Origin of the sequence: Halobellus sp. H-GB7 (assembly GCF_030848585.1) — an archaeon.
GTDB lineage: Archaea > Halobacteriota > Halobacteria > Halobacteriales > Haloferacaceae > Haloquadratum > Haloquadratum inordinatus.
The window spans coordinates 13,858-29,946 of record NZ_JAVDDW010000001.1 but is presented as its reverse complement, the minus strand read 5'-3'; the positions used below and the strand labels follow the sequence as shown (position 1 = coordinate 29,946).

Below are 16,089 nucleotides of genomic sequence, written 5' to 3'. Positions count from 1 at the left end.
CGGGAGGACCCGATCGCGTTGTCTGTTGATGACTGTCAAGGGGCCAATTGTAATGCCGGTGCTACCACACCAACCCGCACAGTAGCGACGTGGTTATCGACGACTTACGCGGAGGATAACCGCCACAGGAGAACCGTACTGTGCCCCGTCTCGTCGCCGTGCAGTACTGGGGTTTCGACGCTCCTCTCACCGATAGCGGAGTCGGTATCAGTACAGTGTAGATGCGGCCAAATCCAAACCGACAGTGTCCGACTACCGTAGCTGCTGGAGAGCGACCATAGTGGCGCGCAGTTCGTGTTCACTGACAGGAAACAGACAGCAGCCGAACCACTCGGAGAACGGACGACCACCGCGTCTCGCCGGATGTCGCGTCCTCGTCGATGTAGTTCGTCGGGCGTCGAACTATTATTCACTCGGATTTGTATTATACTAATAACCTTATATGTGGTTAGTGAACCCTTATGCTTTCAGGAGAAGGCCCTTTAGGGGGCAAGTCAAGGGGGACATATGACCAAGCCACAGAGACACACGACTGGCGAGTCCTGCGGGCTCGCGGACCCGTCGGACGAGCGGTCGAACTGCGGCGTAGGTGCCGTTATCGACCTCGACGGCGGCCGATCCCACGAAACGGTCGCCGATGGGATCGAACTGCTAGAGAATCTCGAACACCGCGGGACGACCGGAGCCGAGGAGAACACCGGCGACGGGGCCGGGATTATGATCCAGCGCCCCGACGAGTTCTTCGACGCCGTCGTCGACGCCGATCTCCCCGACGAGTACGCGGTCGGATCGCTCTTTATGCCGCAAGACGGGGCCGCGCGCGAAGGTCTCATCGCCATCTTCGAGCGCGTGCTAAATGCGCACGGACTCGACGTACTCCACTGGCGCGACGTCCCCACCGACAACTCTGATCTCGGCGCGACCGCACTCGACTCCGAACCTGACGTCTGGCAAGTGTTCGTTGCACCCGAAGACGACCTCGACGCCGAGGCCTTCGACCGCGCACTGTACGTCGCACGGCGCGATGTCGAGAACGAGGTCGAGGAACTCGAATCCGAAGGTGCGGCTCGCTTCTACATCTGCTCGCTCTCGCGGAAGACGCTGGTCTACAAGGGGCTGCTGAAAGGCGAGCAACTCGCCGATTACTACCCGGACCTCGACGACGAGCGGCTCCGATCGACGCTGACGCTCGTCCACGCGCGCTTCTCGACGAACACGCTGGGTGCGTGGCACCTCGCACACCCCTACCGCCACATCGTCCACAACGGCGAGATCAACACGATCCAGGGCAACATCAACTGGATGCGGAGCCGCGAGACCGACCTCGAACATCCGGACTTCGGCGAGGACCTCGAAACGCTGAAGCCGATCATCAACGATCCGGATCAGTCCGACACGGCCTCCGTCGACAACGCGGTCGAACTGCTCCTACAGGGCGGTCGGGACCTCCCGCACGTCCTCCGGATGCTCATCCCCGAGGCGTACCGCGGCGACGACCAGATGACCGAGGAACGCCGCGAGTGGTACGACTACCACGCCTCGCTGATCGAGCCGTGGGACGGCCCCGCGCTCGTCGCAGCCACCGACGGCGACCGCGTCGCAGCCGTCCTCGACCGAAACGGCCTCCGTCCGTGCCGGTACGACGTCACGACCGACGACACGCTCGTGATGGCCAGCGAGGTCGGCGCACTCGACACCGACCCCAGCGAGATTCGCGAGCGCGGTCGACTCCAGCCGGGACAGCTGTTCGTCGCCGATCCCGAGGAGGGCCGCGTCATCCCCGACGAGGAGGTCTTCGAGTCCCTCACCGACGAGAAGTACGGCGAGTGGGTCGACGACGAACAGCAGCAACTCGACGAACTCGCCGACGTCGACGACTACACGCCGCGAGAGAACGTCGACCACCTCCGCGCGGCGCAGGCGGCGTTCGGCTACACCCACGACCAACTGAGCCACCTCATCGAACCGATGGCCAAAGAGGGCAAGGACCCGGTCGGCTCGATGGGCGACGACACGCCGCTGTCGGTCCTCTCAGATTTCAACCGTCCGCTGTTCACGTACTTCAAGCAACTGTTCGCGCAGGTGACGAACCCGCCGCTCGACTACATCCGCGAGGAACTCGTCACCTCGCTGGAATCGCGGCTCGGTGCCCAGCGCAACCTGCTCGACGAGACGCCCGAGCACGCGCGACAGCTCGTTCTCGACTCCCCCGTCCTGACCGACGCGCAGACGGCGAGCATCAAGTCGCTCGGTGAAGACGCCGATTCGATGTCTACGACGATCGTCGATATCACCTACGACCCCGAGCGCTCGCTCGAAGCGGCGGTCGAGCGCGTCCGCGACGACGCCGTCGATGCCATCGAAGCGGGTGCCGACGTCGTCGTGCTCTCGGATCGGAACCTCGGACCCGACCGCGTCGCGGTCCCGAGTCTGCTCGCGACGGGCGCGGTCCATCACTGTCTCGTCCGGAACGGCCACCGGAACCACGCCGGCCTCGTCGTCGAGTCCGGCGACCCCCGCGAGGTGCACCACGTCGCGACGCTCGTCGGCTACGGTGCGGATGCAGTGAACCCCTACCTCGCCTACCAGACGATCGCCGACGTCGTCGCCGGTCCCGACGGCGCCGACGAGAGCGAAGCCATCGCAGCGTACAAGAAGGCCCTCGAAGACGGCCTCCTGAAGACGATGGCCAAGATGGGCATCTCGACGGTCGAGTCCTACCAGGGCGCGCAGATCTTCGAGGCCGTCGGCCTCGATTCGGGCTTCGTCGCCGAGTACTTCGAGGGCACGGAGATCCGCACCGAGGGCATCGGTATCGACGTCATCGAGGAGGACGTTCAGACGCGACACACCGTCGCGTACGGGAACGATCCCGAACTCGACCGGCAGGGCGAGTACGAACACCGCTCGGACGGCATCCACCACCAGTGGAACCCCCAGACCGTCGGCACGCTCCAGCAGGCGGTCCGCTCGGGCAACTACGAGAAGTACCAGGAGTTCGCAGAACTCATCAACGACCAGACCGAGGAACTCCAGACCCTCCGCGGCCTGCTCGAGTTCGACTCCGACCGCGAGTCGGTGCCGATCGAGGAGGTCGAACCCGTCGAGGACATCGTCACCCGCTTTTCGACGGCCGCGATGTCGCTCGGCAGCCTCTCGCCGGAGGCCCACGAGAACAACTCGATCGCGATGAACCGCCTCGGCGGCAAATCGAACTCCGGCGAGGGCGGTGAACCGCCGGAGCGGTTCGGCACCGAGAAGGAGTGCAACGTCAAGCAGGTCGCTTCGGGCCGCTTCGGCGTCACCTCCGAGTACCTCACGAGCGCCGACGAGATCCAGATCAAGATGGCGCAGGGCTCGAAGCCCGGCGAGGGCGGGCACCTGCCCGGCAAGAAGGTCAACGAGATGATCGCGCACGTGCGGTTCGCGACGCCCGGCGTCGGCCTCATCTCGCCGCCACCGCTGCACGACATCTACTCGATCGAGGACCTCAAGCAACTCATCCACGACCTGAAGACCGCCAATCCCGACGCCGACATCAACGTGAAACTCGTCTCGGAGGCCGGCATCGGCACGATTGCGGCCGGCGTCGCGAAGGCCAACGCCGACGTAGTACACATCTCGGGTCACGACGGCGGGACAGGCGCGTCGCCGAAGACGTCGATCAAGAACGCGGGCCTCCCGTGGGAACTCGGCCTCGCGGAGGCCAACCAGATGCTGCGGGCGACGGACCTGCGTTCGCGAATCCGCGTCAGCGTCGACGGGGGGATGAAGACCGGCCGCGACGTCGCCGTCGCGGCGCTGCTCGGCGGCGAAGAGTACATCTTCGGGACGGCCTCGCTCGTCACGTCCGGCTGTGTGATGGCTCGGCAGTGCCACGAGAACACCTGTCCGGTCGGCGTCGCCACCCAGCGCGAGAACCTGCGCCAGCGCTTCCCCGGCCAGCCGGATCACGTCATCAACTATATGACGTTCATCGCGCAGGAACTGCGCGAGATTATGGCCGACCTCGGCTTCCGCTCGCTCGAGGAGATGATCGGCCGACCGTCGCTTCTCACCCAGCGCGAGACCGACCACGAGAAGGCCAAGCACCTCGATCTATCGGACGTCATCGCGGAACCGTCCGGCGACGCGCGCCAGAAGACCGAAGATCAGGTCCACGAGGGCGTCGAGACCCAACTCGATCACGACCTCATCCGGCGGGCCGGCCCCGCGCTCGAAGAGGGCGAGCCGATCGCACTCAACGAGGAGATCTCGAATGTCGACCGCGCGGTCGGCGCGATGCTCTCGAATCGGATCTCCGCGGCGTACGGCGGCGACGGCCTCCCGGACGATACCATCCACTGCACGTTCGACGGCGTCGCCGGCCAGTCCTTCGGCGCGTTCCTCGCCAGCGGCGTGACGATGGATCTCACCGGCGCCGCGAACGACTACGTCGGCAAGGGGCTCTCCGGCGGGAAGATCATCGTCGAGACGCCCGACAACGCCGCCTACGAGCCCGACGAGAACGTCCTCATCGGCAACGTCGCGCTCTACGGTGCGACGGAAGGTGAACTGTACGTCAACGGCGTCGCTGGCGAGCGCTTCGCCGTCCGCAACTCCGGCGTGAAAGCCGTCGTCGAGGGCGTCGGCGACCACGGCTGTGAGTATATGACCGGCGGCGTCGTAGCCGTGCTCGGCGACACCGGACGCAACTTCGCCGCGGGGATGTCCGGCGGCGTGGCCTACGTCTACGATCCCGACGACGAGTTCGCCGCGAAGACGAACACCGGAATGGTCGCGCTCGAAGACAGCCTCGACGACTCCGACCGCCAGATGCTCCGCCGCCTGGTGGAGAACCACGCGACCTACACCGACAGCGACCGCGCGGCGTGGATGCTCGACGACTGGGGCGAGGTCGTCACCGACTTCGTGAAGGTGATGCCCGACGCCTACGCCGAGGTCATCGAGGAGCGCGCCCGCGACGACGTCCGAAAGGAACTGCCGCCCGCCGCGGCCGCGACCGCCGCGGAGGACGGCGACGCGCTCGCACAGACCAGCGACGACTGATCGGGTCGTCTCGGCCGTCTTTTTTGAATGACGAGAGTGGCGAACAGTCGGCACAGTCGCACCCCGGAGAACGGGGGACCTCGCGCCGACGTGCTGAACGACCGCGGCCCGACGCGAGGCGGAGCTTACGTCACGGCGGTCGTGGGGCCGTCATCCGATATAAACGCACGCCGCAGCGAGACGCACGCCACAACGAAACGCGCACAACAACGAGACGCACAGCGGCGGGCCACTCGACGGCACACTTAATGTTGCGACGGCGAAAGCGGCCCGTATGAACGGCGACGAACGCGCTGTGAGCGAGACAGTCAGTTTCGTGCTCGTCTTCGCACTCGTCGTCGCGTCCGTGGGGACAGTCTACGCCGTCGGCGTCTCGGAACTCGAAACGGCGCGGGACGCAGAGCGCGTCGAGAACGCCCAGCGCGCCTTCGACGTCCTCGCGGACAACCTCCGGGATATCACCGAGGGCGCACCGAGCAGAGGGACGGAAGTGAAGCTCTCGGAGGCGACGCTCCGCTCGGTCGACGACGCCTCGATGAACGTGACTGTCGATCCGGACGGTGCGTCACCGACGTACTGGGAGTACGCGCTGTCACCGATCGTCTACGACGTCGAGGCCGGCGGAGAGATCCGGCTCAGCAACGGCGCAGTGCTCCGGGACAGCGAGCGCAGCGGGTCGGCAGTCGTCCGTGGGCCGCCGCTCATCGTCGACGACGACCACATTCAGCTCACACTGATCAGACAGGAGCACGTCGGATCGGCTGTCACCGGCGGGTCACAGACGGTCCGGGTTCGGATGGCCGCGACCCGGTCGCGGCTCTTCTACGACAACGAGTCGGTCAATCACGAGATGGTTCGCGTGAACGTCACGACACCGTACACGGACGCGTGGGGGCGGCACTACGAGTCGGCCGGCTTCGCGTGCACTGAGATCAGCGAACCGGCGCCGGGCACCCCCGGACGCGTCTCGTGTACAGTCAACGATGTTGACCGTGTCACGGTCATCTGGGTGCGCGTGACGACAGCCTTCGAATGAAGGCGGGAACCGACAGTCGTGCTGACTGACCCGGATCAGTTCAGGTCGATCGTGACGTTGTTCTGCGTGACGTGGAGATACGTGATGTACGACGAGGCGTCGGTCGTGTCGTACCGGAGGACGCCTCCTGACGCGCTCTGGTCGATCTGGGTCGTCCCGCGGTCACCGGGGCCGTGGTCGACGTGGAGTTTGAACTCCCCGTCGAAGGTCGCGAAGTAGTGGCGCGTGAGGATTCGGAGCGTCTGTTCGTCGCCGTCGTAGTACGTCGTGTTCTCCCCGTCGTCGCCGGTGTGATTGAACGAAACCGGGTCCACGCTGCCCCCATCGTCGCGGGCGTCCCAGTCGATCGCAGTGTCGTGGCCGACGTTGCTCGATCCGTACGTGAAGTTCTGTGCGGAACTCGTGAAGTCGACGTCGATCACCGTGTCACCGCCCTCACAGGCGAGTTGCACCGGGCCGGAGTCCGACGGGATGCTATCGTTCGACCAGCGGTGAACGTCTTCGGACGTCGAGGCGTCGTCGTAGTAGACGTCCATCACCATCTGCTCGGTGGACGCACCGCCGTTGCAGTAGTTGTTGCCGATCCCGTTCGGGACCTCGATGGCAACTTCGTAGGCCTTGTCGCCGTCTTCGATGTAGAACGAGGCGTAGAGGTTGTTGAACGTCCCGTGGTCTTTTTTGATCGACGTCTGGAAATCCGTGACGGCGTGCCCGTCTGCGATCCCGCGGATGGTCACACTGCCGTCTTTTTCGGGATACGGGAAGACGCCCACTGCCCCCGCCGTCTCGAGGACGACCGTCGCGGTCCGGTTGCCATCGTCGGTGGAGACGTTGCCAGTCGTTCGCGTGCGGAAGTACTCCGCCCAACCCTCGTAGAACCGACTGTGGACAGTCACCGCGACGGTGCCACTGCGTACCGGGTTGTGATACTGTTGTGTCGCCCCGTCCACGTCCTCATCGTACGGCGCGCCGACGCCGTCGTCGGTCGCCGCCGTCTCGTTCGGGAATATACGGGTGGTCGATGCCGAACGACGGACGGTCGCTCGCGCGTTCCCGGTCACAGTGTCACTCGACCGAACGCGGATGACCGGCAAGGTGAGCGTCTGATCCCGATAGTGGAACTCCGGGGGCGACACCATCGTCGTGCCGCCGTCGCGGTACCGCCAGACGCCGCCGCCCTGATAGGCGATCTCCGTCTCGGCGGTCTGGTAGGTGACCGATCCGAGCGACGCGTTGTAGATCGTCTCGGTCTCGTTGTCGGTGTAGTTGCGATGCCGAATACGGAGCCACCCGCTCTCGGACTCGGAGGAATACTGACCCCCGCCGGAGCGCCCGAGTTGGACCGTCTGCACGGATCCTTCTCCGAGTCCAACGACGGCAGTGCGGGCGTCCAGAAGCGTCATCGCGTGTGCCGCTCGGTCGGCCGTCGCTTCCTGTTGCACGTCGGCCAGCGCCGAGGAACCGATGGCGACGACGACGCCAGCGCTGGTGATCGTCAGCGCGAGGAGCAATACGAGTCCGATGTTCGACGACTGCGCGCGGTGATTCATCCTTCGAGAGCCCCCTCTGTCGGCCCGGTGAGCGACAGCGACGCCGAGGCGTCGCCGTCGGCGACCACGAGCGTCGGGTCCGGACCGCTCGTGTCGAGTCGAACGGCCGTCCACCCCCCGGTGACCGATCCGTCTTCGATACCTACCGTCGTCGAGACAGTAAGCGTGGCGCTCACGTCAGATCGAGACGGTCGCAGCGTCAGTTCGTGTCTCGCCGGCTGGTCGGCCGGGTCTGAGACTTCCCTGACGTAGATTCGATAGGACTCACCGGCCACGCGCTCGGGGAGGTCGACGCCGACACGGACGGAGCGCGAGCGCGCCTGCGACTCCGACAGCCGATCGGCGTCGGCGATCCCCGCAGCGAGTTGCTCGGCGACGACGTCGAGTTCTTCGCGGACGACCTGTTCGCGCTGGTTTTCGACGTACCCGCCTGCGCCGACGAGCAGCCCCGAGATCAGGACGGCGGTGATCCCCAGCGCGATGACGTAGTTCACCGTGATCGAGACCGCGCGGTCGCAGGAAGACGTCATTCGGGGACCACCTCGATTCGCGCCTCGTAGTCGAGTTTCGGCGTCCGGTACGTGACGTGGAGGTCTGCCGCGTAGATGGCGGGCGTCGAGTAGGGGTCGCTAGACGCGGGGCCGACCCCGGGCTCGTCGACGACCATCGTGTACCGTCCGCCCGCTTCGTCGCCGTTGGTGTACGCGATTTCGAGGTCGTCACCGACGTCGTCGACGACCGAAAGGTTCGGGCACGGCGACCCGCCGACGGACGCATTCGCGACGTCGATCCGGAACGTGTCGCCGGAGAACGAACCGGGCGAGCAGGTGTCGACGACAGACCCGTTCTCTGAGACCTGCACCGTCGGTCCACTGTCGTCGTAGACAGAGATGTTCCGAGTCCCCGCGTCCGAGGCGACGTTCAGGTGGAACGCGTCGTCGCTGGGACCGCTCGCGAGAGTGGTCTCGTCGACGGTCAGACGCAGCGAGCGGAGTCCCGAGAGGTCGGGGTCGGACGCAACGGTCCAGTTTGCTACGCCGCCCGCGGTCGTGAATTTCTGTGTGACGTCGTCCTGCTGGATCCGCGTGCCGTTCGTGGCACCGACGAGATCGACGTCAGCACCGTCACCGACGACCGCGCGATGCTGTGCCGCGGCGTCGTCCCAGATCCGCAGCGTCGACCGGAGCGAGGTGTTCAGCGCCGAGTGCGAGGAGTTGTTACGGTAGTTCACCGATCGGATCGCGTCCTCACCCGCCGTCCGCGCTTTTGAGGCGTACTCGATCGCGCCAGCGGAGTCGACGCCAGCCTCGCGGGTTGCCAAGTTCCCGGTGTAGATGGCAGTGTTCAAAAGCAGCGCGAGCGCGACGAACAGGACCGCGAGGGCGAGCGCGCCCACGAGGAGGAGTTGAGCGCGGTCCACACGCTCCGAGGGACGCTCGGAGCTCCGCCCGCCTGACTGCCGCCTCAGATCCGCCATACGACGAGCTCCACCTCCACGACCGTGTACAGTTGTTGCGTCGGGTCCGCGTCGTCGACAGGGTAGGAGGCGTTCGAGAGCGTCGTCGAAGAGACCGACCCGTCGGGGTCGCGTAGGTGGTCGTCGTCCGAGAGGGTGACGAGCCGGCGCGCGCTCGAAGCGTGATCGCTCGGCTGACCGAGATCGACGATCGGTTGCGGCTGGCGCTCCCCGTCGTCGTCGATATAGTACAGCGTCAGGTCAAAGGCGATTCCGCGATCCAGAAACGTCTCGTTGAGGACGGATCCGAAGGCGGTCGGCGGACCGCTCCGAACGTAGCCGTCGTCGGTCGCTCCGTGCCAGGTGCCGGCCGACTCGTTCCAGTACAGCAGCGTCGGCAGCAACGTCCCCTCCTCGTCGGCCGACGCGAGGACGCCCTCGGCGACGGCGGCCTGTTGGTTCTCGATGTGCTGGCTGGACGTGCTGCCGGTCAGCGGCGTCACGGCCGTCACCTGGAGCGCGAAGACGAGACTGGAGACGAGGATCATCGCCGCCGTGATCGCTTCGAGCGTATGGGCCTGTGCGCGGTCCATCACCACGTCCTCACGAGTAGTCTGTGCGTGTCGCCCTCGAACGATACCGCGCGCCGCGCAGACGTGACAGAGGTCGTCTGCGGGACTGACGGCCCGGCCGTGAGCGGGTCGCCGTCGGCTCCGGTCGCGACCGCGCCGTCGAGCGTGCGAATCGAGACGTTGACCGACCGTGACTCGGGGAGCGCAAAGGCCGTCCGTGCCGTATCGGCAGTCGTATTGAACCGACAGGAGGTCGGCGCGTCCGTGCCGGTCGAGACCTGCTCGAAGAACGCGTTCGTGCACGTCGCGTTCAGAACGTACGGCTCGGACGGCTGCCCCAATCGATCCGTCGAGAGTGATGTCGAGAGGCGATCAGCCGTCTGGGAGCCGTCGACGCCCTGAAACGGCGCGAAGATCGTCGGGACGAACGCGACCACGACCGCGACGACGAGCAAGAAGAGGCTCACGCCGATCACGAAGTCGATCGTCGTCTGTGCGCGCGTCTCAGCACGCGCGTCGTCGCTCACGCTCGATCTGCGCAGCGTCATCCGACCACCATCCAGACGACGAGCGCGATCGTTTGCAAGATGACGACGAACTTCACCCCAGAGACGATCTCGGCGTCGCGAATGTAGCCGCTGATGAATCCCGAGAGTGCCGCCTGCAGCGTGACGGCGTGGAAGAAGAGCACCGAGAGCAGGTCGGTGTCGACGCCGCTCCCGAAGTTCATCCCCTGTCCGGAGAGGTTACTGCTCCCGCCCGAGCCCGCTTGCGACGCCAGTCCAGCCATCACGTCGAGGAACTGCGTCTTGAGGATGGCCATCACCCCGAGCAGCGTCAGATACGTCATCAGGATGATCGCCACCTGCATCCGGGTTCGGGATTTGCGCTCGCGCTCGATGTCGTCTTGGTTCTCTGAGGCCTGCGCCGCGGTTGTCAGGACTTCGGTGATCTGACTCGACGCCTCCTGTGCCTTCGAGATGAGTTTGACGGTCCGCGCGAGTCGCGGGATGTGGTACTTGTTGTTGAACTCGACGAGCGCGCTGCGGAGGCTCATCCCGTAGTTCACCTTCGCGTGCATTATCTCGAACTCCTCGGCGATCTTTCCAGAGGAGGTCGAGGCGACGGTTTCGACGGATTCGAGCAGCGTCTGTCCGGTGTCGTTCGCGCTGGAGAGTTTTCGGAGGTTGTCCGAAAGCTTCCCGATGACGGCGTTCCGCGAGCGCACGTTCCAGGAGTGAAAGGCGGCGAGCGGAATCCCGACGACGTAGACTGGCACGTACCACCAGATGAACGTCCCCCAGACGGGATTGTCGAGCATTCCCTGCCAGGCGAGTGGGGCAGCGCCGTTGACGACGGCGATACCGAGGAGCACCAGCGCCGCGGGCACGGTCACGACGAGCGTGTACAGTGGGTGATCGCGGAAGAACAGGTGCGGGCGCCGCAGTAGTTGCGCGGTCTTGTACGTGCCCTCCCGTGAGCGAATGTGGTCGAACACGCGGAACTCGCCGACGAAGCTCTCGATCAGCCCCATATGAATCAGCCCCTCGCGGTTCACCTGTTCGAGCCGATCCGAACCGTTTGTGGGCTGGAGATAGCCGTCGCCGGGTTCGTCCTGTTTGACAGTCGAGACGAGCACGAGAAAGCCGACGCCGGTGAGCGGCACGAGGCCGTAGACGGTGCCGTACAGGAGGCTCTGTTGGGCCTGCCCGAGCATACTCATAATCACGAGGATGATGATGAGAAGCAGCGGAAACAGCGAGAGCGTCATATACATCTCGCCGAAGAGTTCGAGCGTCTCCAGGACGGTCTCTTGCTCCTGTTTGGCCGTCCGGAGGTGCTTTTCTTTCTTGTCGTCGAGGAACTGCTCCATATTACCCCCGGAGTTGACGATCGAGAGCATATCCGTCAGGAACTGCGAGAGTTCCTCTGAGGGCGTCGTCATCGCCTGATCGCGGATCGCGTTTCGATAATCGGTCCCGAAGTACTCGGTCTCGCGGACGATGCTCTGAAACTCCTTTGCGACCTCGCCGTAGGTGTCGTCGGCGCGGCCCATCGCCTCCAGAATCTCCAGTTGGTTCAGCCCCCCGACCGAGAGAGCGTACATAAACGAGATGGCGTCGGGGAGCAGCATATTGATCTCGCGCTTCCGTCCGGAAGCCTTCGAGTACGGGACGGCGACGAGGCTCCCGAACCCGATACCGAACCCGATCGCGCCGAAGACGACACCCGAGACGATCGTAACCGCTGGCACAGTGAGCGCGTCCAGCGCGGCGGCCGTCGCTTCGTCTCCGGTAGGGAGGCCGATGCTGATGACGTCCGGCGAGATCAGACCAAACTCGAAAATCGCCCACCCGACGAAGGTTCCGAGGAGCCAGAGGAACGCCCCGGCGATGACGCCGATGGCGATCGCGTGGGAGAGATACAGCTCCACTGTCGCCGGCATCCGCGCCTGTTCCAGTTTCGTGCCGACGTCGTTGACGAAGTCGCCGTCCTCGTCGAAGAGGAACTGGAAGACGGGGTAGAAGATGTCGCCGAGCGCGTCGTTACTTCGGTCGAGTCCCTCCCCCTCGGCGTCGCCGACGTCGAGACTCATCGGTCCGCACCTCCTGTCTCGTCGTCCGCGTCTGTCTCCCCGGTGTCGGCGGCGCCGTTCGCCTCGGGGTCGTCCGTGCCCGTCTCCTCGGTATCGTCCGCGTCTCTCTCCTCGGCGTCGTCGGCATCGTTCTCTCCGGTTGCGTCCTCCACGTCTGTCTCGTTAGCGTCGGCACCACTACCCGGTCTATCGCCCGAATCATCCGAATCACCGCCTCGGGCGCGCGCGCTGTCGTCTGCGTTATTATCTCCCGTCTCGTCGCTCGGCTCGACGCCCTCGAACTCGCTGAAGTCCCACATCTCCTCGCCGTCGACGTCAGCGTCCGCATCGGCAGCCGCTGTGCCCTCCTCGAGTAAGTCCTCGATGCCGAACTCGTCGGACTCCCCGCGGGACTGGTTCGCGTCCGTCTCCTGGGGATCCGCTCGCGAGCGGTCTGTCCCGGCCGGGCCGTCGTCGCCACTCTGGTCGATCGAGTCGCTCCCGAAGGCGTCGAACGGGTCGGCAGCTCCGTCGTCCCCGGCATCGACGTCTCCGAGGGCTGCGTCGCCGTCACCCGTCTCCTCGTCCCCGACAGCCCGCTCGTCGTCTTCGAGGCGCTCCTCGTCGGAGACCGGTTCCGCATCTGGGAGCGCGTCAGCGGCGGTGTCGCCTTCGAGGACGCCATCGACGTCGGTGTCTCCGTCGTCGCCGTCGAGCGCCTCCGCCGGTTCGGAAATCGAGTCGAGTTCGGGCTGGTCGGTCTGCTCGTCGAGCGCGTCGAGTTCCGGATGCTCGCCGATGTCGGCGGTGACGTCCGGCGCGGCGTCGACGTCGACCAGTGCATCCGCGACGTCGACGTCTTCGAGGTCCTGGTAGTCCGGCCAGAGTTCTTCCGCCGCACGGTCGAGGATGTCGCGACAGAGGTCGCGGATGTCCTCGTCGGGATCGGGTCGGGGGACCATCTCCTCTTTCTCGGGGTCGACGTCGATCTCGACGGACTCCATCTCGCGGAGGTCTTCGAGGCTCCGTTCGAGGTCGTCGCGCGCCATCAGCGCGAGGATCGTCTCCTGATCGTTGATGAACGCCTGCAGCGTCGCCGCGACCTGCGTGTACGTGTTGAGGCCGCGATCGATCAGGTACGCCAGGACGACGCGGCGCTTGAACAGTTCCTCGTCGAGTCGCTCTCTAGTCCACCCGCGGTCGAACCGGACGTCTTCGAGCGTGTTCGACGAGCCCATCTTGAGGAACTCGTCGCCCTCGGCCTGCCACTGGTAGACGTCCTGGACGTTGATCTCGTCGTTCTCGGCGTCGTAGTGGTTGATCTCGGTCAGCGACTTGTTCCGTCGGACCTTGTCGCCGTGGACGCGGGTCGACGTCTGGATCGAGACGAGATCCAGCGCCGTGAACATCGTCTTCGAGACGTTGATCGGATCGGTCGTGAAGCGCTTGAGGACCTCACCGACGCTGTCTGCGTGGAACGTCGTGTACGTGGTGTGACCCGTCGACATCACCTGAAAGAGCGTCCGCCCCTCCTCGCCGCGGATCTCGCCCATCACGATGTAGTCGGGGCGCTGTCGCAGCGCGGCTTCCAGTAAGTCGAACTCGTCGACGTCGCCGCGGTCGTCGTCGCTGAACGAGGGGCGCGTGACGGAGGCGACCCAGTTCCGCTGGGGCAGTTCGACCTCGCGGGTGTCCTCGATCGAGACGATCTTGGAGTTCGAGGGGATGAAAAGCGACACCGCGTTCAGCGACGTCGTCTTCCCCGAGGCAGTCCCGCCCGCGAAGATCAGGCTCTTGTCGTTCTCGATGCAGAGCCAGAGGAACGCCATCTCCTCTAAGGAGAAGGTCTTCCAGTTCACGAGGTCGATCGGCGTGAACGGGACGTCCTTGAACTGGCGGATGGTGTAGTTGGTCCCGTGGTCGGACACCTCCCGACCCAGCGTCAGTTGGGCGCGAGAGCCGTCCGGGAGCGTCGCGTCGACCTGCGGACGGCGCTTCGAGATGCCCTTGCCCGACCGCTGGGCGAGTTTGACGACGAAGTCGTCGAGTTCCTCCTCCTCGTGGTAGACGTTGGTGATGATCTGCTCGTAGTCGGAGTGATAGACGAACACCGGGGAGTTGTAGCCGTCACAGGAGATGTCCTCGACGTTCACGTCGTGTTTGATGCCGTCGATCCGCTCGTAGCCGATGAAGTCCCGCCGGAGGACGTACAGCAGTTTCTCGACCTGGTAGTCGGTCAGCTCTGTCGGGTCCTCCTCGAGCACGGCCGGTTCGGGCCGCGCGGCGATCCCGTCGAGTGAGGGATCGGAGTGTGCCGTCGTCGACTCGGCGAACAGGCCGTCGAGACGGCCGCCGAGCGAGCCTTCACCGAGGCCGAGCGAGCGCGCGATCGACGCGAGCGGCCGTTCGGAGGCGGTCGCTGCCGACCCGGATCCGGCAGATTGGGCCGCGGCGTCACCGTTGCCGAACGCTCCCCCGAGGTCGAAGTCGAACTGCGAGAGCATCCCGTCGTCCGTAGAGCCGGTGGAATTCGACGGAAGGATCGAGAGCCCGGTTTGTCGTGGGCGGTCGGGAACCTGATAGAGGTTGTAGCGATCGAGGAGTTCGAGCGCCTGCTGTTCGATCACGCGGCGGCGGGTGTCGGGACCGTCGCCGACGACGCTCTCGTCGTCGTACTTGATTGCCGTTCGGAGTTTGCCGGTCAGAAACTCCACCAGGTCGGCTTCGATCCGGTTCTGGTAGGGCTCGACGACGTAGTACTTCTTCTCGTTCTCCTTCGTCGAGTGGAAGATGATGACGAACGAGTGCGGCTTGTCGACCCAGTAGCGCTCGACCTCGCGGAAGTGCGTCTTCTTCGAAAGCGGCACCGCCTTTTCGAGATCGTAGCGGTTGGCGACCGTCGTTGCCCCACGCGCGTCGGTGAAGAAGGCGTCCTCGTCGAACTCGGGGTCGACGTCGACCGTACGCTCGTCGACGACGTCTTTCAGCTCTGCGGCGCGCTGCCCGCCGCGAGCGAGCGCGTTCTCCATCACCTCGGGGTCGAAGCCGAGCGCGTCCTCGGCGTCGAACCGCTCGATTTCGCCGTCTTCGTCCCGCGGGCGCGAGCCGTCTTCCTCGTAGTAGTACTCGCGCTTGTAGTGCTCCCACATCCAGACGTCCTTGACCACGGGCGTCGTCTCCGGGTCGCAGAACACCTCGAACTCCGCTGAGATGCGGACCGCTTCCGCGATTGCGGCCTCGACCTCGTCGTCGGTGTCGACGGGGTGGAACTCGAGGTACGCCTCGGGATCGAGGCTCACGTCGTCCCACTCCTCGCGCGTCGGCGTCGGGATCTCGACGGTCTCGCCGTCGTCCCAGCGGGCGTTCTCGGCGTCGTCGCCGTCGTCTACCTCGCGCGGGTCGTAGCCCTGATAGAGCGTGGTGACGTCGCCGTCGACGCCGTACTCGTCGAGAAAGTCCGCCCAGGTGTACTCGCCGACTGCGACCTTCGGGCCGTCCTCGGCCGGCCCGGCTGCGGCGTCCTCGGTCGCGTCGCCACTGTGGTCCTGCGCCTCGGAGCCGCGCGCAGCCTGGTCGTCAGATCCCTCCGCCGGAACGTCGGCGGCGTCAGTCGCCGGGAGCCCCCCAGCTTCCTCGACTGACAGTTCCCCCGCGTCGTCGGCGGTCCGATCGACGATGTCCCCCTCGTGAGGCGACGGCGAAGCGTCCCCGCCCCCCTCCAACGCGTCCTCGCCGTCCGACTCGGAGTCGGCGGCGGACGCGTCGTCGTCGGTTGCCATCGTTCGGGGGTCGGCTTCCCCACTGAAAAAGACTTCTGCCGGACCGGGCGAGTATTTATGACCGCGTCGGCC

9 protein-coding genes are annotated in these 16,089 nt (G+C 65.4%); 2 read left to right on the top strand and 7 right to left on the bottom strand.

Going from position 1 to position 16,089, the window contains the following annotated elements; genetic code table 11:
* Nucleotides 1-507 precede the first annotated feature (507 nt).
* Both gltB and RBH22_RS00085 read left to right on the top strand, forming a co-directional pair.
* Complete coding sequence (gene gltB / locus RBH22_RS00090) at nucleotides 508-5,049, top strand: glutamate synthase large subunit (protein WP_306676133.1); 4,542 nt, start codon at nucleotides 508-510, stop codon at nucleotides 5,047-5,049.
* A gap of 274 nt (nucleotides 5,050-5,323) precedes the next feature.
* Nucleotides 5,324-6,085, top strand: a complete 762-nt coding sequence (locus RBH22_RS00085) for a hypothetical protein (protein ID WP_306676132.1) — start codon at nucleotides 5,324-5,326, stop codon at nucleotides 6,083-6,085.
* Nucleotides 6,086-6,120: 35 nt separating this feature from the next.
* Here the strand turns inward: RBH22_RS00085 and RBH22_RS00080 are convergent, their stop codons facing one another.
* The 7 genes from RBH22_RS00080 to RBH22_RS00050 are packed head-to-tail and all read right to left on the bottom strand — an operon-like array spanning nucleotide 6,121 to nucleotide 16,017.
* Nucleotides 6,121-7,635, bottom strand: coding sequence for a hypothetical protein (locus tag RBH22_RS00080; protein ID WP_306676131.1), 1,515 nt, complete (start codon nucleotides 7,633-7,635; stop codon nucleotides 6,121-6,123).
* Nucleotides 7,632-8,165, bottom strand: coding sequence for a hypothetical protein (locus RBH22_RS00075; RefSeq protein ID WP_306676130.1), 534 nt, complete (start codon nucleotides 8,163-8,165; stop codon nucleotides 7,632-7,634). The genes RBH22_RS00080 and RBH22_RS00075 overlap by 4 nt, the downstream gene beginning before the upstream one ends.
* Nucleotides 8,162-9,112, bottom strand: a complete 951-nt coding sequence (locus RBH22_RS00070) for a hypothetical protein (RefSeq protein ID WP_306676129.1) — start codon at nucleotides 9,110-9,112, stop codon at nucleotides 8,162-8,164. Before RBH22_RS00070 ends, RBH22_RS00075 begins: the two co-directional genes overlap by 4 nt.
* The gene (locus RBH22_RS00065) at nucleotides 9,100-9,684 is read right to left on the bottom strand and encodes a hypothetical protein (RefSeq protein WP_256287778.1); all 585 of its coding nucleotides are present in this window, start codon (nucleotides 9,682-9,684) and stop codon (nucleotides 9,100-9,102) included. The genes RBH22_RS00070 and RBH22_RS00065 overlap by 13 nt, the downstream gene beginning before the upstream one ends.
* Nucleotides 9,684-10,211, bottom strand: coding sequence for a hypothetical protein (locus RBH22_RS00060; RefSeq protein WP_306676128.1), 528 nt, complete (start codon nucleotides 10,209-10,211; stop codon nucleotides 9,684-9,686). Before RBH22_RS00060 ends, RBH22_RS00065 begins: the two co-directional genes overlap by 1 nt.
* Nucleotides 10,208-12,259: a type II secretion system F family protein gene (locus RBH22_RS00055; protein ID WP_256546384.1), complete on the bottom strand. Its 2,052-nt coding sequence runs from the start codon at nucleotides 12,257-12,259 to the stop codon at nucleotides 10,208-10,210. The genes RBH22_RS00060 and RBH22_RS00055 overlap by 4 nt, the downstream gene beginning before the upstream one ends.
* Nucleotides 12,256-16,017 (bottom strand): type II/IV secretion system ATPase subunit, encoded by a 3,762-nt coding sequence (locus tag RBH22_RS00050; protein ID WP_306676127.1) that lies wholly within the window; start codon nucleotides 16,015-16,017, stop codon nucleotides 12,256-12,258. The genes RBH22_RS00055 and RBH22_RS00050 overlap by 4 nt, the downstream gene beginning before the upstream one ends.
* Between the last annotated feature and the right edge of the window lie 72 nt (nucleotides 16,018-16,089).